Origin of the sequence: Streptomyces sp. NPDC091280, from assembly GCF_044768565.1 — a bacterium.
Classification (GTDB): domain Bacteria; phylum Actinomycetota; class Actinomycetes; order Streptomycetales; family Streptomycetaceae; genus Streptomyces.
Genome location: NZ_JBIVUZ010000004.1, coordinates 564,856 through 584,738 on the forward strand (window position 1 = coordinate 564,856; position 19,883 = coordinate 584,738).

Sequence of the window (19,883 nt, forward strand, 5' to 3'; positions counted from 1 at the left end):
AATGCCGGTGCTGCCCAGGAGGGGACCGTGATGTTGTCCGCAGGACTGCCGCAGGGCGCCGTGCCCAAGCTCGAACGACCGGGCCCGCTGCGCGACCGGGTCTACGAGGCGCTGCTCGAACTCATCACCACCCGCGCCCTCCAGCCCGGCCAGCATCTCGTCGAGAGCGAACTCGCCGGGCACCTCGGAGTGTCCCGGCAGCCCGTGCGGGAGGCGCTGCAACGGCTCAACACCGAGGGCTGGGTCGATCTGCGGCCCGCCCAGGGCGCGTTCGTGCACGAGCCGACGGAGGAGGAGGCCGACCAACTCCTCACCGTGCGCACGCTGTTGGAGGCCGAGGCGGCCCGCCTGGCCGCCGCCAACGCGGGCAAGGCGGGCATCGCCGCCCTGGAGGAGCTGTGTGCCGAGGGCGAGCGGGCCGTCGACGCCGACGACGTGGACGCCGCCGTCGCCATGAACGCCCGCTTCCACGCGAAGGTCATGGAGCTGGCGGGCAACGCGGTCCTCGCCGAACTCGCCGCACAGGTCGACCGCCGTGTCCGCTGGTACTACACGCCGGTGGCACGGCAACGCGGACTGACGTCCTGGATCGAGCACCGCACCCTGATCGACGCCATCGCGGCCCGCGACGAACTGCGCGCCGGCCTCCTGATGCGCGAACACACCGAGCACACCCGGCGGTCGTACCACGAGCGCGCCAAGTCCTGAGCGGCGTACGCCGGTCGACCGGCGACGGCCCTCCCATCACGGGAGAGCCGTCGCCGGTCGTCATGCCGTCGTCATGGGAACTCTCAGACAGCGGGCTGCGGTTGAGCGACAGTGGCCGACTCCCGGTCCCCGCGCCCCGGTTGGCGCAGCAGCAGCGCGATGGCCGCCGCCACCATCGAGACGCCGCCGGCCAGCGCGTAGGCTCCGTTGTAGCCCCAGGCCGCGACCACCATCGAGCCGAGACCGCCGCCGAACAGGCCGCTGACGAGCTTCCCGCTGTACACCAGGCCGTAGTTGGTGGCGTTGAAGTTCTCGCCGAAGTAGTCCGGGGTCAGCGCGGCGAACATCGGGTAGAACGCGCCGCCGCCGAAACCGGACAGGAACGCGAAGAACAGGAACAGCCACTCGCTGCGCAGATGCCCGGCCCAGATCACGCCGAACTGCGCGAGGCCCAGCACGACGATGACGAAGACCAGGGTGAGTTTGCGGCCCCACAGGTCCGACAGCCAGCCCACCACCGCACGGCCGATGCCGTTGATGACGGCCATGACACCCATCGACGAGGCCGCCACCAGCGGGCCGAAGCCCACCTCCTTCGCGAAGTCGACCTGGAAGGAGATCCCGAAGATCGACACCCCGGCGGTCAGCACGATCGACAGCCACATCAGCGGCAGCATGCCGCTGCGGATGGCCTCCTTGGGCGTGAACTGCCGTACGGCGGGCGGGTTCTTGGCGAGGCTCGCCGCGCTCTTGCCGGAGCCGCCGTAGGTCAGCGGATCGATGTCGGCGGGCCACCAGTTCTTCGGCGGGTCCTTGAAGAAGAACGCGCACCCGAACACCACGATCAGGATGTAGCAGCCGATCAGATCCAGCACCCGGTGGTAATTCCCGGTGTCGAAGGCGTAGTTGAAGATGAAGATGAACGGCAGCGAACCGTACGCGAAGCCGCCGTTGACGAACCCGGTGCGGGCGCCCCGCCGTTCGGGGAACCACTTGCCGACCATGTTGATGCAGGTCGCGTAGACCAGACCGGCGCCGATGCCGCCGATCACACCGAAGCCGATGATCGCCAGCCACACGTTGTCCAGATGGGACAGCGCGAGGAAACCGACCACGCACAGCACCGAGCCCGCGTACATCGCCTTGCGGGCCGTCAGGATGCCCTTCTCCCGCAGCCAGCCCGCCGGGAAGGCGATCCCGGCCTGGAAGAACACCCAGACACTCAGGATCCAGAAGGTGTTGCTCTGCGTCCAGCCGTGCGCGCTGGAGAGGGTGTCCTCCGCCGAGCCGTACGCGTACTCGAAGACGCTGATCGCCATCATGGCGATCCACGGCAGATAGATCATGATCTTGCGCGAGTGGCCGAGGATGTCGCGGTCGGTCTCGCCGACCCGGTAGACCCGGCCGCCCGCATCCGTCACCTCACGGTAGGGACGGCTCGCGGCGCCGGATTCGTTCGTGGTGATGGGATCTGCGGTCATGTCACGCCATCTCCTCGCCGAGCGGATGCGGGTTGGGGACGATGCGCCGGGCGCTTGGCCTGCCCGGAGCCTTGAGGAAGAGCGCCAGCACCGCGGAGGCCAGGCCCACCGAACCGGCCAGCACGAACGCGCCGTGGTAATCCCACTCACCGACGACGACCGCGCCCAGACCGGAGCCGACCAGCCCCGAGATCAGCTTCGAGCTGTAGACCATGCCGTAGTTGCTGGCGTTGTTGTTCTCACCGAAGTAGTCGGCCGTCATGGCCGCGAACAGCGGGAAGATCGCCCCGCCGCCGAAACCCGAGACCATGGAGCAGAACAGGAAGAACGGCATGCTGCCCATCTGGCCCGAGACCAGCACACCGAACTGGGCGGTACCCAGCACAACGCATACGATGATCAGCGTGTGACGGCGGCCGAAACGGTCCGAGATCCAGCCGATGACCCCGCGCCCGGTGCCGTTCACGATCGCCTTCAGGGACATCGCCGTGGCCACGATCCCGCCCGCGAAGCCCATGTCCTTGCCGAACGGCACCTGGAAGGCGATGCCGAAGATGTTGATGCCGGCCGTGCACAGCAGACAGAACCACATCATCCAGAGCACGGGTGTGCGGGCGGCCTCCCTGGGCGTGTACTGCTTGACCGCCGGCGGGTTCTTCTCCAACGCCCGCCGGATCCTGGGGTCTTGGGCCACCGTCAGCGGATCGACGTGCGCGGGCCACCAGTTCTTCGGCGGATCGCGGAAGAACCAGCCCGCCGACGCCACCACCAGACACAGCCCGACACCGACCAGGCTGAGCAGCACCCTGTAGTTGCCGAGGTCCAGCACCGAAGTGAAGAGGAACACGAACGGCACCGACCCGTAGGCGAATCCGCCGTTCACGAAGCCCGTCTTGCCGCCCTTGCGCTCCGGATACCACTTGCCGACCATGTTCACGCAGGTCGCGTACACAAGACCGGCGCCGATACCGCTGCACATACCGAAGCCCAGATACGCGACGAGCACGTTCGGCGCGAACGCCAGCGTCAGATAGCCCAGCAGCGTGCCGAGCGCGCCGATCAACATGGCCGTACGGGCCGGGAGTCTGCCGCTCTCACGCAGTTGCCCGGCGGGGAAGGCCACGGCCGCCTGGAAGAACACCCAGACGCCCATCAGCCAGAAGATGTGCCCACTGCTCCACAGATGCGCGTCGTGGAGCGTGTCCTCCGCCGACGTGAACGCGTACTCGGCGGAACTGATGCCCATCATGCCCACCCAGGGCAGGACGACCATCCACCTGCGCGTCCGGCCCATGATGTCGACATCGGATTCACCGATGCGGTACACCCGGCCGTGACGGTCCGTCACCTCCCGGTAGGGGACGGACGTCTTGTAGTCCGTTGTTGCCATCGCTCAGTGCCCCTTGCGTCGAAAGTTCTGGCCAGCGCCCCCTGTCCAATGCCTTTCGTGTGCGCACGGGTCCCCGGGGCCGGCCGACCGCACTGTCGGCCGGCCCCGCGTCGGCTCACGTCATGAACCACCGCCCAACAACCCCGCCGCGCGCGCCCATTGGTACTTCGCGCCGAGCACCGCCACCGGCTTCTCCGTCGTGTACGGGTACGCCACCACCCCGCGCTCGTACAGGTACTGGCAGGCCTCCTCGACCTCCACGTCACCCGCCAGCGACGCCACCACCGGCTTCTCGATGCCGCGTTCCCTGAACTCGGCGACCACACGGGCGGTGAGCTCCGCGAAGACCATCGGGGGAGTGACGATGGTGTGCCAGTAGCCGAGGACCAGCGCGTGGATGCGCGGATCCTCAAGCCCCAGCCGGATCGTCGCCTCGTACGTCGACGGCGGCTCGCCCCCGGTGATGTCCACCGGGTTGCCCGCGGCCCCGAAGGGCGGGATGAACTCCCGGAAGGACGCGTCGAGATCAGGCGGAATCTCCATCAGGGACAGGCCGTTGTCGGTCACCGCGTCCGAGAGCAGTACGCCACTGCCGCCGGCGCCCGTGATGACAACTACGTTGTCCCCCTTGGGAGTCGGCAGCACCGGCAGCCCGCGCGCGTACTCCAGCATGTCGTTGAGACCGGGAGCGCGGATGACACCGGCCTGCCTCAGGATGTCCCCGTACACGGCGTCGTCACCGGCCAGTGCGCCCGTGTGCGACCCGGCGGCCTTCGCGCCCGCCGCCGTACGACCCGCCTTCAGCACCACAACCGGCTTGCGCGGTACGGTCTTTCGGGCCGCGTCGACGAACGCGCGGCCGTCCTTGAGGTCCTCCAGGTGCATCGCGATGCACTCGGTGTGCGGGTCCTCGCCGAACCACGTCAGCAGGTCGTCCTCGTCCAGGTCCGACTTGTTGCCGAGCCCGACGATCGCCGACACACCCGTCTTCGTGGTCCGCGCGAACCCCAGGATGGCCATGCCGATCCCACCCGACTGCGAGGTCAGCGCCACCCCGCCCTTCACGTCGTACGGCGTGCAGAACGTGGCGCACAGGTCCTGCCAGGTCGAGTAGTAGCCGTAGATGTTCGGCCCGAGCAGCCGCACCCCGTACCGCTCGGCGATCTCGACGATCTCCTCCTGGAGTCGGACCTCCCCCGTCTCGGCGAACCCGGAGGGGATGAGGACGGCGTTGGGGATGTTCTTGCGTCCCACCTCCTCCAGTGCCGCGGCCACGAACTTGGCGGGAATGGCGAAGACGGCCACATCCACCTCACCGGGAACGTCCGTGACACTCTTGTACGCCTTGCGGCCGAGGATGTCATCGGCCTTGGGGTTCACCGGATGGATCTCGCCGGCGAAACCGCCGTCGACGAGGTTGCGCATCACCGAATTGCCGATCTTGCGCGGCTCGTTGGAGGCACCGATCACGGCGACCGAGGCCGGCTCCATCAGCCGGCGCATGGTCGTCAGGATCTCGTCGTGTGTATACCGTCGACGGGCTACCGGCTGCGACGCGGCGAGGATGACACGGATGTCCGCCGCGACCGCGCCCTCCGGAGTGGCGATCACCGGGTTGAGGTCCACCTCGGCGATCTCCGGGAAGTCCGCGACCAGTTGGGACACCCGGCGGATCTGCTCGGCGATCGCCCACCGGTCGACGGCCGGCGCGCCCCGCACCCCGCGCAGGATCTCCGCCGCCCGGATCGAGTCCAGCATCGACAGCGCCTCGTCCGCGCTCACGGGCGCCAGCCGGAACGTCACGTCCTTCAGCACCTCGACCAATACCCCGCCGAGCCCGAACGCGACCACCTTCCCGAACGTCGGATCGGTGACCGCCCCGACGATGACCTCCTGGCCCTGCGGCAGCAACTCCTGCACCTGGACGCCCTCGATACGGGCATCGGCACTGTAGGCACGGGCGTTGTCGACGATCCGGTGGAACGCGGCCCGTACGTCCGCCGCGCCCTCGACCCCGACGACCACGCCGCCCGCGTCGGTCTTGTGCAGGATGTCGGGCGAGACGATCTTCATCACCACCGGCCCGCCGAACCGCGCCGCGTACGCCACCGCCTCGTCCACGTCCGTCGCCAACTCCTCGCCCGGCACGGCGATCCCGTACGCGTCGGCGAGCACCTTGCCCTCGGGCGCGGTCAGCGCGAGCCGTCCCTCGGCCCGCACGGCGTCGAGCAGGGTACGCACCTTGAGCACCCGGTCCTCAGCCATCACGTCAGATCACCCCGTTCGACTTGAGAAGGCGCAACTCTTCGTCGCCGAGGCCGAGTTCGCCGATGTAGACCTCTTCGTTGTGCTCGCCCAGCAGCGGTGAACTGGTCACGTCCACGGGGGAGTCGGAGAGCTTGAGCGGGCTGCCGACGGTGACGAACGCGCCGCGCTCGGGGTGCGGCACCGTCACGACCATCTCGTTGGCGACCAGCGAGGCGTCCTCGATGATCTCCCTGGTCGACAGGATCGGCCCGCACGGGATGTTGTGGGCGTTGAGCTGCTCCAGCACCTCCCACTTGGGCAGCGTGGCCGACCACTCCTCGATCAGCTGGAACATCTTGGCGAGCCGCGGCAGCCGGGCCTGCGGTGTCGCCCACTCGGGGTCCTCGGCCAGTTCGGGCCGGCCGATCAGTTCGGTCAGCGGCTGCCAGCCGACCGGCTGCACGATGACGTACACGTAGTCGTTCGGGCCGCCCGGGGCGCACTTCACCGCCCAGCCGGGCTGGCCGCCGCCGGACGCGTTGCCGGAGCGGGGCACCTCGTCGCCGAAGTCGTCGTTCGGGTACTCGGCGAGCGGCCCGTGTGCCAGGCGCTGCTGGTCGCGCAGTTTGACCCGGCAGAGGTTCAGCACGGCGTGCTGCATGGCCACGTTGACGCGCTGGCCGCGGCCGGTGCTCTCCCGCTGGAAGAGTGCCGCCAGTATCCCGGCTACTGTATGCACTCCCGTGCCCGAGTCACCGATCTGAGCGCCCGTGGCCAGCGGCGGCCCGTCCTCGAACCCGGTGGTCGACATCGACCCGCCCATCGCCTGCGCGACGACCTCGTACGCCTTGAAGTTGGTGTACGGGCCCTCCCCGAAGCCCTTGATGGACGCATACACGATCCGTGGATTGATCTCCTGTATGCGATCCCAGGTGAACCCCATACGGTCGACCGCGCCCGGCCCGAAGTTCTCGACCATGACGTCGGAGCGCCGGATCAGCTCGGTCAGGATCTCCTTGCCGCGCTCGGTCTTGGTGTTGAGGGTGATGCTCCGCTTGTTGCAGTTGAGCATCGTGAAGTAGAGCGAGTCGACGTCCGGGAGGTCGCGCAGCTGACCCCGCGTGATGTCACCGGTCGGCGCCTCCAGCTTGACGACGTCGGCGCCGAGCCAGGCGAGCAGCTGGGTGGCGGAGGGGCCGGACTGGACGTGCGTCATGTCGAGGACGCGGATGCCCTCAAGTGCCCTGGCGGTCATGGCCGTTCACCTCACTTGTACATCGTCTGGTTCATGGTTCCGGGGGCGTACGCGTCCGGGTCGACCCAGACGTTGATCAGCGAGGGCCTGCCCGACTCGCGGGCGCGCCGCAGCGCGGGGCCGATGTCGGCGGGGTCGCGGACCTCCTCGCCGTAACCGCCCAGCATCTGGGCGAACTTGTCGTAGTGGACGTCGCCGAGGGTGTTGCCGACCCGCTCGCGTTCCAGGCCGTACTTGGCGGCCTGGCCGTAACGGATCTGGTTCATCGAGGAGTTGTTGCCGACGATGCCGACGAACGGCAGGTCGTAGCGGACGAGCGTCTCGAAGTCCCAGCCGGTGAGGGAGAACGCGCCGTCGCCGAACAGCGCGACGACCTCCTTGTCGGGCCGCGCCTGCTTCGCGGCGAGCACGAAGGGGACGCCGACGCCGAGGGTGCCCAGCGGGCCCGGATCCATCCAGTGGCCGGGCGACTTGGGCTGCACGACCTGCCCGGAGAAGGTGACGATGTCGCCGCCGTCGCCGATGTAGATCGAGTCCTCGGTGAGGAAGTCGTTGATCTCGCTGACCAGGCGGTACGGGTGGATCGGCGAGGCGTCGGACCTCAGGCTCGGCAACCGCTTCTCGATCGCGGCCTGTTCGGCGGCGCGCAACTCGTCGAGCCACTCCTTGCGCCTGGACGCACCGCCGTTGAGGCGCCCCGAAGCGGCCTCGGTCACCGACTTCAGGACGAGCCCCGCGTCGCCGACGATGCCGAGGTCGATGTCGCGGTTCTTGCCGACGGTGCGGTAGTCGAGGTCGATCTGCACGACGGTCGCGTCGGGGGAGAGACGCTTGCCATAGCCCATACGGAAGTCGAAGGGCGTGCCGACGATGACGATGACGTCGGCGTGCGAGAAGGCGTACCGGCGGGAGAGCTGGAAGTGGTGCGGGTCGCCCGGCGGGAGCGTGCCGCGGCCGGCGCCGTTCATGTACGCGGGGACGTTGAGGGTGCGGACGAGGTCGACGGCCGCCTCGGTGCCGCGAGTTGTCCACACCTGACTGCCCAACAGGATCGCCGGCTTCTCTGCGTGGACCAGCAGGTCGGCCAGCTTCTCGATCGCCTCGGGGTCGCCGGCCGAGCGCGTCGAGGCGCGGTAGGCACCCGCCTTGGGCACACGCGCCCTGCCCACCGGCACCTTGGCGTCCAGGACGTCGCGCGGGATCTCCAGGAAGGAGGGGCCGGGCGCCCCGTGGTAGCACTCGCGGAACGCCATCGACACCATGTCGGCGGCCCGTGCCGTGTCCGGGACGGTCGCCGCGAACTTGGTGATCGGCGTCATCATGTCGACGTGCGGGAGGTCCTGGAGCGAGCCCATCTTGTGCTGGGTGAGGGCCCCTTGGCCGCCGATCAGCAGCATCGGGGACTCCGCGCGGAAGGCGTTGGCGACACCGGTCACGGCGTCGGTCGTACCGGGGCCGGCGGTGACGACCGCGCACCCGGGCCTGCCGGTGATCCGCGCGTAGCCGTCCGCCGCGTGGGCTGCCACCTGCTCGTGGCGTACGTCGACGACTTCTATGCCCTCGTCGACGCAGCCGTCGTAGATGTCGATGATGTGGCCGCCGCACAGGGTGTAGATGCGGTCGACCCCCTCGGCCTTCAGGGCTTTGGCGACGAGATGACCACCGGAAATCACGTCCTGGGTGTCGTCGGGCATGGCGAAGTCCTGTCCCTTCGTAGGGGGTTGGAAGGCTCTCGCGGTACATTGCATACAGTCGACGAATACTGTATGAAGCTTGTTATCCCGCATCCGGTGGGTGGTGTCCAGGGGGCGTGCGGCACTTTTACGTGGGAGCCGAGAGGGAGCCGAGATGGACCTGTACGAGCACCAGGCAAGGGAACTCTTCGAGGAACACGGCATCCCGGTGCCCCGGGCCGAGGTCACCACCTCGTCCAAGGAGGCCCGCGTGATCGCCCGCCGACTGGGCGGCCGGGTCGTGGTGAAAGCCCAGGTGAAGACCGGTGGACGAGGCAAAGCGGGCGGGGTGAGGTTCGCCGCCGACCCGGCCGCGGCGGAGCTGACCGCGCGGCAGATCCTCGGCATGGACATCAAGGGGCACCCGGTCGGCGCCGTGATGCTGGCCCAACCCGTCGACATCGAGAGCGAGTTCTACGTCTCCTACGTCCTGGACCGGGCGGCGGGCCGCTTCCTCGCGATCGCGTCCGCGGAGGGCGGTACGGAGATCGAGGAGATCGCCGCCCGTCGACCGCACGCGGTCGCCCGTATGCACATCGACCCGGCGGAGGGCGTGACCTCCGCGAAGGCGGGACAGATCGCCGAGGCGGCCGGACTCCCGCCGCAGACCGTCGACGTCCTCGTCCGGCTCTGGGAGGTGCTGGTCGACGAGGACGCGGTCCTCGTCGAGGTCAACCCACTCGTCCGCACCCGTCAGGGGCGGATCCTCGCCCTCGACGGCAAGGTCACCCTCGACGACAACGCCCGCTTCCGGCAGGCCCGTTGGGGAGCCGAGGGCGCGACGCACGACGACCCGCTGGAGGCGACCGCCGCCGCGAAGGGACTCAACTACGTCAAGCTCGACGGCGAGGTCGGCGTCATCGGCAACGGCGCCGGCCTGGTCATGTCGACGCTCGACGTGGTCGCCGGATGCGGCGCCCGCCCCGCCGACTTCCTCGACATCGGCGGCGGGGCATCCGCCCGGATCATGGCCGACGCACTGTCCGTCGTCCTCCGCGACCCGGCCGTGAAGTCGGTGTTCGTCAACGTCTTCGGCGGCATCACCGCGTGCGACGCGGTGGCCGACGGCATCGTACGGGCGCTGGAGACGGTCCGGCTGACCAAGCCGCTGGTCGTCCGGCTCGACGGGAACAACGCGGCCCGCGGCCGGGCGATCCTCGACGGCCACGCCCATCCACTGATCCAGCAGGCCACCACCATGGACGGCGCCGCCCGCCGCGCCGCCGACCTCGCCAACACGCACTGAGGAGCCGGGACATGGCGATCTATCTGACCAAGGAGAGCAAGGTCCTAGTCCAGGGCATGACCGGCGGCGAGGGCATGAAGCACACCCGCCGGATGCTCGCGGCCGGCACGGACGTCGTCGGCGGCGTCAATCCCCGCAAGGCGGGCAGCACGGTCGACTTCGACGACCGGGTCGTCCCCGTCTTCGGGTCGGTCGCCGACGGTATGCGGTCGACCGGAGCCGATGTCACCGTCGTGTTCGTGCCGCCCGCCTTCGCCAAGGCCGCCGTGACCGAGGCCGCCGACGCGGGCATCGGCCTCGCCGTCGTCATCACCGAGGGCATCCCGGTCCACGACACGGTCGCCTTCACGGCCCACGCCAGGTCGCAGGGCACCCGGATCATCGGCCCCAACTGCCCCGGCCTGATCACCCCCGGCCAGGCGAACGCGGGCATCATCCCCGCCGACATCACCAAGCCCGGCCGCATCGGCCTGGTCTCCAAGTCCGGCACGCTCACCTACCAACTCATGTACGAGCTGCGGGAGATCGGCTTCTCGACCTGCGTCGGCATCGGCGGGGACCCCGTCGTCGGCACCAGCCACATCGACTGCCTCGCCGCGTTCCAGGACGATCCCGACACCGAACTCGTCGTCCTCATCGGGGAGATCGGCGGCGACGCGGAGGAACGGGCCGCCGCGTACATCCGCGACCACGTCACCAAACCCGTCGTCGGCTACATCGCCGGCTTCACCGCACCCGAGGGCCGCACGATGGGCCACGCGGGCGCCATCGTGTCCGGCTCCTCCGGTACGGCGGCGGCGAAGAAGGAGGCACTGGAGGCCGCGGGTGTCCGGGTCGGGCGGACGCCGACGGAGACCGCCCGGCTGGTGCTGGACCGGCTGGCGGAGGCGTGAGAACCGGCACGTGATGTCACTCATAGTCCATGTGACGTGACTGTCGGGCGCCTTCGGGTCCAACTAGCGTCACCTGTACGACGGTTCCTGTGCGGGACCGTTCCCTGCCTCACCCCGCCCCGACTGTGCACCGAGAGCGGAGCAGAAGCATGGCATCAACCCTCAAAGCAGGTACGTCCTGGCACGACGCCTGGCGGCGTTGTCTCGCCCTCGCCCCCGAGGCGTTCCAGGACGACCGTGTCCTCAACCTCTGGAACGCCTCCTGGCAGCGGGACGGCCGGGTCCTGCCCGCCACCACCCCCGTCGACGGCAGCCCCATCGCCGGACCGCCCCGTCTGGACCGGTCCACCGCCCACCAAGCCGTCCGCGCCTCCCTCGACCAGCACCGCGCCTGGCGGCACGTCCCGCTCGGCGAACGCAGGGCCCGCGTCGCCGCCACCCTCGACGCCCTCACCGAGCACCGTGAACTCCTCGCGCTGCTGCTGGTCTGGGAGATCGGCAAACCCTGGCGGCTCGCCCAGGCCGACGTGGACCGTTCCATCGACGGCGTGCGCTGGTACGTCGACGGCATCGAACCGATGCTCGCCGACCGCACCCCGCTGGACGGCCCGGTGTCGAACATCGCGAGCTGGAACTACCCGATGAGCGTCCTCGTCCACGCCATGCTCGTGCAGGCGCTGGCGGGCAACGCGGTCATCGCCAAGACCCCGACCGACGGCGGCGTCGCCTGCCTCACCCTGGCCTGCGCGCTCGCCGCACGCGAGGGAATCCCCCTCACCCTCGTCAGCGGCAGCGGAGGCGAACTGTCCAAGGCGCTGGTGCGGGCGCCCGAGATCGGCTGCGTCTCCTTCGTCGGCGGACGCGACACCGGGGCGGCGGTGGCCACGGCCGTCGCCGACCTCGGCAAACGCCATGTCCTGGAACAGGAGGGACTCAACACCTGGGGCATCTGGAACCACACCGACTGGGACGCGCTCACCGCGGTCGTCCCCAAGCTCTTCGACTACGGCAAGCAGCGCTGCACCGCGTATCCGCGCTTCGTCGTCCAGCGCGAACTGTTCGACGAGTTCCTCACCGCCTACCTCCCGGCGGTCCGAACTCTGCGTGTCGGCCACCCACTTGCCGTCCAGCACGCCGAAGACCCCTACCCCGAGCTGGACTTCGGCCCGGTGATCAACGCGGCCAAGGCCAAGGAACTCCGCGACCAGGTGGCCGAGGCGATCGACCGCGGCGCCGTACCGCTGCACCGCGGCCGGTTGTCCGAGGCCGACTTCCTTCCCGGGCAGGACACTTCGGCCTACGTCCGCCCCGTCACGCTCCTCAACCCGCCGCCGTCTTCGCCGCTGCACCACGCGGAGCCGTTCGGACCGGTCGACACCATCGTCCTGGTCGACACGGAGGCGGAGCTGCTGGCCGCGATGAACGCGTCCAACGGCGCGCTGGTCGCCACCCTGTCCACCGACGACCGGGCGACCTACGAGCGACTGGCCCCGCAGATCCGGGCGTTCAAGGTCGGCCACGGCAAGCCGCGTTCGCGCGGCGACCGCGACGAGCTGTTCGGCGGGTTCGGCGCCTCCTGGCGCGGCGCCTTCGTCGGCGGCGAACTCCTCGTCCGCGCGGTGACGCAGGGGCCGGTGGGGGAGCGGTTGCCGGGCAACTTCCCGGAGTACCAGCTCATGCCGTGACCGGGTACCGACCCATGCCGTGACCGTTGCTCGCGAGTTCACGCGGTGATCCGTCCGCTCAGGCGGTGATCCGTGGCCGGGCCGCACCCGCGTGCGTCGAGTGCGGTCCGGCGATGATCTCGTCGGCCAACCATCTGGCCACGCCCCTCGGATACGGCCGGGGCAGGTTCAGCACGATGTGGTTCATCCCGGCGTCGACGAGCCGCCCGACCGTCTCCCGGGTCGCGGCCGGCTCGTCGTACGACACCAGGACCTGCACCGAACGCGTGATCCCGGACGGGTCGCGGCCCAGTTCGGCGCAGTGCGCGTCGAGGACGCGGGCGCGCTCGGCGACGTACTCGACGGAGTTGTGCGGCGGTCCTGGAACGTTCCATATGTCGGCGTGCTCGGCGACCAGTCGCAGGAGCCGTGTGCCCCAGCCGCCGATCAGCAGCGGGGGACCAGGCCGCTGCACGGGTTTCGGCGCGCAGCGCGTGCCGTTGAGCCGGTAGTGGCGGCCCTCGAAGTCGAAGACGTCCCGGGTCCACATCCCCTTCAGGATCGCGACGGTCTCCGCGAGCCGTTCGACGCCCTCGGCCGGCGGGACGAGTGGGAGACCGTAGGCCGCGTACTCCGCGATCGCCGGATTGGCGCCCGGGATTCCTCCGGCGCCCGGCGGCTGACGCGTCCCGCCGACGCCCAGCCCGAGCACGAGACGCCCGCCCGAGATCACGTCCACGGTGGACGCCATCTTGCCGAGCAACGCCGGTGGCCGGACGCGGTTGCTGGTCACGAGGAGTCCGAGCCGCAGCCGCTCGGTCTGCGCGGCGAGCCCGGCGAGCAGGGTCCACCCCTCGTGCGCCTGTCCGTCCCCGGGCCCGGCGACCGGCAGCAGGTGGTCCCACAGCCAGGCGTCCGCGATCTCCGTGACGGCGTCCGCCTCCAGCCAGACCCGGCGGATGTCCTCGTACGACACATGCATCGGTGTGGTCTTGATCCCGAAGCGCACAGCGGTCTTTTCCATCGCCCTCTCCGACTTCTTCGTGTTCTCCGCGGTCTCGTCCGCTCCAACCGTCAGCATAGAAAATTATCAGCAACCCTGACGATCAGGAGAGGGATTCGCTCGGGATACAGTCGACGGATGGCCAACGATCAGTTCCCCAGCCCGCTGGAGTCCCGGCTCGGTTACCTCCTCAAGCACGCCCAGGCCAAGCTGGCCAGGGCGTCGGCCGAGGCGCTGGCGCCGCACGGTGTCGACGGTCATGAGCTGGCGGTACTGGTGGTGCTCGCGGCGGGGGAGCCGTTGTCGCAGGTGGAGGCCGCCGGGCGGCTCGGCGTCGACCGCACCACGATGGTGTCGCTGATCGACGGCCTGGAGGACCACGGGCTGGTGGTGCGGCGGCGCAGCCCGCAGGACCGCCGTAAGAACATCGTCGAACTGACGCCCGAGGGGCAGGACTGTCTGCACCAGGCGGAGCGGGCCCGGCGCGCGGCGGAACGGCAGTTTCTCGCTCCGCTGGACGAGGCGGGGGCGGCCTCGCTCGTGCGGGCGTTGCAGACCCTGGTGCTCGACGGGCGGGGGCCGGAATCCGGCGCGCGACCGTAGCGGTCCGTTCACCCCTGGTGGTGGAAGTACCCGCAGGTGGCAGGCCTCGCGCCGCTGCTTCCGCGGGGCTGGATACGCAGGTGAAAGGCACCCCGAAAGCTTGGTATTGTTGTCCATGTCGCCGCCGGGAACACTCCCGGCAGTGCGGCAGACACCTAGTCCGGGTGGCGGAATGGCAGACGCGCTAGCTTGAGGTGCTAGTGCCCTTTATCGGGCGTGGGGGTTCAAGTCCCCCCTCGGACACTTATTGATCACTGATCTTTATCCGCACGATGAGTGCTGGCCACGCTTTGGCCAGCACTCTTCCTGTTTCGTGGTCGTGTGTCGGGTCTTCGTGGAACAGAGGTCGTGCGGTGTGACCGCCCCATAGGTTCACCGCGTCCCAGGAGGTGAGGCCGTGACCACGTACGGCACGATCTTGATTCCTGTGCCGCTCGAACAGGCGGCCCCCGTCCTGCGCGAGGTTTGCGCGGCCGGTTACGCGACTCCCGCCGGGCCGGGATTCTGCCTCGCGCATCCGGACCGGTTCGTCGGCGGCAATGGTGTCTTCGCGCTCGCCGGGCCGATCAGTGCGGAGTTGGGCGTCCCGGTGCTGGCCGCCTTCCAATACGACGGTGACCGACTGGAGTTGGAGGTCTGGCGGGACGGAGTTCGAGCCCACCGCTACGACTCCTGGCCGGACCGGGACGATGAGAGCGTCGGCGACGTGCCCTCGGGCGCGGATCCCGCCGCGTTCCTGGACTTCGCCGCCGGACCCGTGGACAGCCACCGTTTGGCCTCCGCACTCGCGGACACCCCGATCGACGTGGAGGACATGGACGTCGACGGCGAGCCGGGGTACGTCTGGGCCCAGGCCCTGCACTGGGACGTGCTGTGTGCGCTCGGTCATCCGGACGAGGTGATCCGCCGCGCGCAGCGGGACCACTGCCACATGCGCGCCGCGCCGCAGGTCGTCGCGGAGGTGCTGGGCAGCGCCGAACTCGTCGTCCTGGGCGCGGCCGATCGCGCGGCCGATCGTCCGGCCTGAAGCCCGGCCCGCGCTCTGGAATTGTTCTCGCGAGGCAGTACGGCACATGACACGGCGTCTGCCAGGGGTTTCGTCTCGCGCACTCCACGGGCGGGGTGGCCCCGGTCGTGCACGGCGCCCGGCGCCCGGCGCTCGCTCGAACTCCCCGCTCTGTTGATCACCGGATCGAGTGGCGCGACCAGCGCATCCGGCCGTTTTCAACGGTCCTCGTCACCGCTGCTCGATCACGCTGCACGCGCGACAAACCAGGGAACGTCCGGCAGGCTGCCGGAATGAAATCTCGGACTGATGGCATGTGGTGGGGAACGGCGATCGAAGCGCCGGACCCCGGCGGTCTGGCGAGGTTCTACGCCGAACTGCTCGGCTGGCACATCGGACACGAGGAGCCGGGAACGGCCGTCATCGCCGCCTCACCACAAGGGCCGTTCTTCACGTTCCAGCGGGCGGACGACTATCGGACCCCGGTCTGGCCTCCGGCCGACGGAGAACAGCGTCCGATGATGCACTTCGACTTCCAGGTGGGCGACCTGGACTCGGCGGTCGCGGAGGCGGTCGCCCTGGGCGCCACGGTCGCGGAGTGCCAGCCGCAGGCGAACGTCCGCGTGCTCTTCGACCCAGCCGGCCATCCCTTCTGCCTCTGCTACGACGAAGGATGACCGACTGCATCGCGCGTCACGGGATCGATCCACACCTTCAGTGACTGTCGTTGCTCGATGCCGTCGTGACGCGTCGTAGGCCGTAGAGCGCAGCGCCGAGGACGAGGACCGCGGCGCCGGAGATGACGGCGCTCATGGGCAGGGCGAAGGCGAGGGCCGCGCAGCCGGTCAGGCCGATGGCCGGGATCAGACGGTTCGGTCGGCCCTCTTCCTCGGTGAGGGTCCAGGCGGAGGCGTTGGCGACGGCGTAGTAGGCCAGGACGGCGAAGGACGAGAAACCGATCGCACCGCGCACGTCCGTGGTCGCGGCCAGGACGGTGACCACCGCGCCGACCGCGAGTTCGGCGCGGTGGGGAACACCGAAGCGAGGGTGCACGGCGGCCAGGACGTGCGGCAGATGACGGTCCCGGGCCATCGCGAGGGTGGTCCGGGAGACCCCGAGGATCAGTGCGAGCAGTGAGCCGAGCGCGGCGACGGCGCCGCCGATACGGACGGTCGGCACCAGCCAGTCGGCGCCCGTGGCGCGCGCCGCGTCCGACAGTGGGGCGGTGGCGTCCGCCAACCCGCGTGGTCCCAGCAGCGTCAGGACGGCGACCGCGACGAGCGCGTAGACGGCCAGGGCGATCCCGAGCGCGATGGGGATGGCGCGCGGGATGGTCCGGGCGGGGTCGCGGACTTCCTCGCCGAGAGTGGCGATGCGGGCGTAGCCGGCGAAGGCGAAGAAGAGCAGTCCCGCGGCCTGGAACAGCCCGGCTGCGGTCGTGTCCGGGCCGATGTCCAGCCGTGCGGAGTCCGCGTGGGCGGAGGTCAGGGCGGTGACGACCACGACGGCGAGCACGGTCAGGACGACGGTGACGACGGCGCGGGTGAGGAGCGCGGACTTCTGCACCCCGGTGTAGTTCACCGCGGTCAGCGCCACTACGGCGGCCATGGCCACCGCGTGGATCTGGTCGGGCCAGAGATAGGCGCCGACCGTGAGGGCCATGGCCGCGCAGGAGGCCGTCTTGCCGACGACGAACGCCCAGCCGGCCAGATAGCCCCAGAAGTCGCCGAGGCGCTCGCGGCCGTAGACATAGGTACCGCCGGACTGCGGGTAGCGGGCGGCCAGCCGCGCCGAGGACGTCGCGTTGCAGTAGGCCACCACGGCTGCCAGCGCCAGAGCGAGCAGCAGCCCGGAGCCGGCGGCTTCGGCCGCCGGGCCGAGCGCGGCGAAGATCCCGGCTCCGATCATCGACCCCAGACCGATCACCACCGCGTCCGACAGGCCCAGACGCCGCTGCATCCCACCCGCGCCCGGCGGGCTGCTCTCCGCGTTCATCGCCGGCTCCTCCTCGTACTTGGGGCACGGTAGCCGAGGAGGGGCGGGTCATCGCCGGTGGGCTTGCGACCTCGACTCGGCCCACGCAAAAGACTGCCGATGTCGTACGACGGCCCCGGCACCGAACGTCGTAGCGGCGAGGCGAAAGCGAGTGCGGCGGTCAGGCCAGCCAAGGACGGTGGGTCCTAGGACCGTCCCCTTCGGACTCGCCTGCTCGACGGTGAAGTCGCCCGCCGAGTCCGGCCGGACCACCATCTCGGATCCGGCCGACTCTCCCATGCCCTGGTCGGTCTCAGACTCCGGTGACTCGGCGGATCCAGGCGCGGTGGGCGGCGATGCTGCTGTACTCGTCGGGGCCGAACAGGACGCCGACCTGCTTGCCCTTGTAGAAGGCGGGGCCGCCGGAGTCGCCGGGTTCGTCGTCGCCGGTGAGCTTCTTGGTCCGGATGGCGCGGCCGATGATGTCGTCGTGCTTGACGGAGTTGACGCGCTCGGTGGCGGTCCGCAGGTTCTTCGGCTGCGACTTGAAGCTGCCGTATCCGTAGATGTCGACGACGGCGCCCTTGCGCGGGTCGGTGTCGGCGAGCTTGACGTGCGGCGCTCGGACCGGCTTGGCGAGACGGAACAGGGCCACGTCGTCGAGGCCGTCGCTCTCCATGTGCCTGATCCGCGTCACGTCGGCCTTGACGCCGTGGCCGATCCGTACGGAGGCGATGCGTACGGTCATCCGGGCCGGCTCGTCGTTGTAGCAGTGGTAGGCGGTGAGCACCCACCTGTCACTGAGCATCGTGCCGGTGCAGGCGAACCGGCCGTCGGAGTAGACCTGTACGGCCCAGGGCGCGGCGTGGACGGCCCGGCCGCCGCTGATCGCGTGGGCGGAAGTGGCGGGCACGGCGAACGCGGCGGCAAGTCCTATGACGGCGGCGGTCGCGAGTCGTTGGCGGTGTCGCACAGGGGGCTCCTCGGGGGGTGGGCTGGTGCGTGATCGGACTCGCACAGCCTCGCGGAGCGGCGGCTACAGCCACCTCCGCCATTCGGCCAGGAATGGGAGGCTGAGGCGGTCGTAGATCGGCGGGTGTCGGTCTTTCGGCCGAGGAGGAACGAGATACCAGCTGTTGGGGTGCCGGGCGGCCGGCGTGGTGATGTCGCCGGCCGCCCGGTCTTTCTCAGTTGGCGAGGCTGAAGTCGCCGCCGACCGGGGCGGCGATCTTGTCGACGCCGGTCAGGGCGGTCAGCGTGGTCACGGGAGTGCTGCTGTCGGTGGTGGTGCCGTTGCCCAGCTGGCCGGAGCCGTTGTTGCCCCAGGACCGGACCGTGTTGTCGCCGAGCAGGGCGATGGTGTGCTCCCGACCGCCGGCCACCAGCTGGACGCCCCTGATGCCCGGCACCGTGACCGGGGTGGTCCGGTGGTCGGTGGTGCCGTCACCGAGTTGTCCGGACATGTTCTGGCCCCACTCCTTGAGCTTGTTGTCGCTGTCGGTCACGGCCAGGCTGTGGTTGCAGCCGGCCGCGATCTGGGAGACGCCGCCGGTCCAGCTGCCCTGGGTGTCGACCGGGGTGTAGCGGTTGACCGTGCTGTTGTCGCCGAGCTGGCCGGTGGCGTTGTAGCCCCATGCCTTGACCGCGTTGCCGCTGCTGCCGGGGGCGCCGGCCAGGGCGAGGCTGTGGTTGCAGCCGGCCGCGATCTTTGTGATGCCGGTCAGTCCGCCGACCTGGGTGGGGACGTTGCGGCTGGCGGAAGTGCCGTCGCCGAGCTGGCCGTTGATGTTGTAGCCCCACGCCCACACCGTGCCGTCCTGGCGGAGCGCGAGACTGTGGTTGAGGCCCGCCGCGATGGCGACCACCTTGTTGAGGCCCTCGACCCTGACCGGGACGCTGCTGTCCGCGTTCGTGCCGTTGCCGAGCTGGCCGTAGTTGTTGCGGCCCCAGGCCACGACCGTGCCGTCGTCCAGCAGGGCCAGGCTGTGCCAGCCGCCGGCGGCGATGTCCCGGGCGCTGGAGAGGTTGACGACCTGGCCCGGCGCGTTGTGGGAGAACACCGAGCCGTCACCGAGCTGCCCCGACCCGTTCGCGCCCCAGGACTGCACGGTCCGGTCGGTCAGCAGGGCCAGGCCATGACCGGTCTGGGCCCCGCCACCGCCGGCGGCGATCTTCACCACCTCCGCGCTGGTCAGCCCGAGCACCGTGGTCGCCGTCGTACGGAAGTCGGTCCAGGTGCCGTCCCCGAGCTGGCCGGAGCGGTTGTTGCCCCAGGACTTCAGCCGCTTCTCCTGCCGCGCCTGGGCGTGCCCCGCACCGGGAGAGGCTGCGTGCGCGGCGATCGGAACGAGCGCGACAGCCAGCGAGCAGAGCGCGGCAGCCAGCCTGCGGCCTGTACGAATGGGATACACGGAGAAGTCCTTCCGAAGATCACGAATCTGCTGTGATCTTCGTAGCGGTCTCGGAGGGACCTACGGCGCAATCCGGCGACAGTGCCACCCGGTCGGCCGACTATGCCGTTTCGTTCGGAGCGGGCGGGCGGGCGGGCGCGCGGGCGAGCGGGCGGGCGAGTGTCAGATTGTCCGAGCGTCGGATTGTTGGCTTGGTGTCGCGTTGATCGATGCCCAGCGGGCCCGGGCGATCGAAGAGGAAGGCCATTCGGCCCGTACGGGCCGGGTCA

At 69.8% G+C, this 19,883-nt stretch carries 16 protein-coding genes and 1 tRNA gene; 8 read left to right on the forward strand and 9 right to left on the reverse strand.

Annotated features, from left to right (window positions below; genetic code table 11):
* The first annotated feature begins 30 nt into the window (after positions 1 to 30).
* Positions 31 to 708 (forward strand): GntR family transcriptional regulator, encoded by a 678-nt coding sequence (locus ACIQPR_RS15790; RefSeq protein ID WP_403647946.1) that lies wholly within the window; start codon positions 31 to 33, stop codon positions 706 to 708.
* A gap of 83 nt (positions 709 to 791) precedes the next feature.
* Here ACIQPR_RS15790 and ACIQPR_RS15795 read toward each other — a convergent pair whose 3' ends face one another.
* From ACIQPR_RS15795 to ACIQPR_RS15815, 5 genes are all read right to left on the reverse strand, one after another.
* On the reverse strand, positions 792 to 2,189 hold the full coding sequence (locus ACIQPR_RS15795; protein WP_403647748.1) for an OFA family MFS transporter: 1,398 nt from the start codon (positions 2,187 to 2,189) through the stop codon (positions 792 to 794).
* 1 nt (position 2,190) lies between these two features.
* On the reverse strand, positions 2,191 to 3,579 hold the full coding sequence (locus ACIQPR_RS15800; protein WP_403647751.1) for an OFA family MFS transporter: 1,389 nt from the start codon (positions 3,577 to 3,579) through the stop codon (positions 2,191 to 2,193).
* Positions 3,580 to 3,699: 120 nt separating this feature from the next.
* A complete protein-coding gene (locus tag ACIQPR_RS15805) occupies positions 3,700 to 5,844 on the reverse strand; it encodes an acetate--CoA ligase family protein (RefSeq protein ID WP_403647753.1) in 2,145 nt (714 codons plus the stop codon).
* Positions 5,845 to 5,848: 4 nt separating this feature from the next.
* Complete coding sequence (frc, locus tag ACIQPR_RS15810) at positions 5,849 to 7,081, reverse strand: formyl-CoA transferase (RefSeq protein ID WP_403647756.1); 1,233 nt, start codon at positions 7,079 to 7,081, stop codon at positions 5,849 to 5,851.
* 11 nt (positions 7,082 to 7,092) lie between these two features.
* Complete coding sequence (locus ACIQPR_RS15815) at positions 7,093 to 8,775, reverse strand: thiamine pyrophosphate-binding protein (RefSeq protein ID WP_403647759.1); 1,683 nt, start codon at positions 8,773 to 8,775, stop codon at positions 7,093 to 7,095.
* Positions 8,776 to 8,929: 154 nt separating this feature from the next.
* Here ACIQPR_RS15815 and sucC point away from each other — a divergent pair, with 154 nt between their 5' ends.
* The 3 genes from sucC (at position 8,930) to ACIQPR_RS15830 (ending at position 12,638) form a co-directional block, all read left to right on the forward strand.
* Positions 8,930 to 10,060 carry an ADP-forming succinate--CoA ligase subunit beta gene (gene sucC, locus ACIQPR_RS15820; protein WP_403647762.1) on the forward strand — a complete coding sequence of 377 codons (1,131 nt, stop codon included), beginning with the start codon at positions 8,930 to 8,932 and terminating at the stop codon, positions 10,058 to 10,060.
* Positions 10,061 to 10,071: 11 nt separating this feature from the next.
* Entirely contained in the window at positions 10,072 to 10,953 is an 882-nt protein-coding gene (sucD, locus tag ACIQPR_RS15825; protein WP_403647766.1) for a succinate--CoA ligase subunit alpha, read from the forward strand.
* Between the two features lie 149 nt (positions 10,954 to 11,102).
* Entirely contained in the window at positions 11,103 to 12,638 is a 1,536-nt protein-coding gene (locus tag ACIQPR_RS15830; protein WP_403647769.1) for an aldehyde dehydrogenase family protein, read from the forward strand.
* Positions 12,639 to 12,696: 58 nt separating this feature from the next.
* Here ACIQPR_RS15830 and ACIQPR_RS15835 read toward each other — a convergent pair whose 3' ends face one another.
* The gene (locus tag ACIQPR_RS15835; protein ID WP_403647771.1) at positions 12,697 to 13,641 is read right to left on the reverse strand and encodes an LLM class flavin-dependent oxidoreductase; all 945 of its coding nucleotides are present in this window, start codon (positions 13,639 to 13,641) and stop codon (positions 12,697 to 12,699) included.
* A gap of 117 nt (positions 13,642 to 13,758) precedes the next feature.
* On the opposite strand from ACIQPR_RS15835, the gene ACIQPR_RS15840 reads away from it, so the two are divergent.
* The 4 genes from ACIQPR_RS15840 to ACIQPR_RS15855 all read left to right on the forward strand — a co-directional run bounded on the left by ACIQPR_RS15840 (position 13,759) and on the right by ACIQPR_RS15855 (position 15,906).
* Positions 13,759 to 14,223: a MarR family winged helix-turn-helix transcriptional regulator gene (locus ACIQPR_RS15840; protein ID WP_403647774.1), complete on the forward strand. Its 465-nt coding sequence runs from the start codon at positions 13,759 to 13,761 to the stop codon at positions 14,221 to 14,223.
* Between the two features lie 158 nt (positions 14,224 to 14,381).
* Positions 14,382 to 14,466 (forward strand) — tRNA-Leu (locus tag ACIQPR_RS15845).
* A gap of 154 nt (positions 14,467 to 14,620) precedes the next feature.
* The gene (locus tag ACIQPR_RS15850; RefSeq protein ID WP_403647776.1) at positions 14,621 to 15,250 is read left to right on the forward strand and encodes a hypothetical protein; all 630 of its coding nucleotides are present in this window, start codon (positions 14,621 to 14,623) and stop codon (positions 15,248 to 15,250) included.
* Between the two features lie 272 nt (positions 15,251 to 15,522).
* Positions 15,523 to 15,906 carry a VOC family protein gene (locus tag ACIQPR_RS15855; protein ID WP_403647779.1) on the forward strand — a complete coding sequence of 128 codons (384 nt, stop codon included), beginning with the start codon at positions 15,523 to 15,525 and terminating at the stop codon, positions 15,904 to 15,906.
* Positions 15,907 to 15,943: 37 nt separating this feature from the next.
* Here the strand turns inward: ACIQPR_RS15855 and ACIQPR_RS15860 are convergent, their stop codons facing one another.
* From ACIQPR_RS15860 to ACIQPR_RS15870, 3 genes are all read right to left on the reverse strand, one after another.
* Positions 15,944 to 17,224 (reverse strand): APC family permease, encoded by a 1,281-nt coding sequence (locus tag ACIQPR_RS15860; RefSeq protein WP_403647781.1) that lies wholly within the window; start codon positions 17,222 to 17,224, stop codon positions 15,944 to 15,946.
* A gap of 292 nt (positions 17,225 to 17,516) precedes the next feature.
* Positions 17,517 to 18,176, reverse strand: a complete 660-nt coding sequence (locus ACIQPR_RS15865; protein ID WP_403647784.1) for a S1 family peptidase — start codon at positions 18,174 to 18,176, stop codon at positions 17,517 to 17,519.
* 214 nt (positions 18,177 to 18,390) lie between these two features.
* Positions 18,391 to 19,614, reverse strand: a complete 1,224-nt coding sequence (locus tag ACIQPR_RS15870; RefSeq protein ID WP_403647787.1) for an RCC1 domain-containing protein — start codon at positions 19,612 to 19,614, stop codon at positions 18,391 to 18,393.
* Between the last annotated feature and the right edge of the window lie 269 nt (positions 19,615 to 19,883).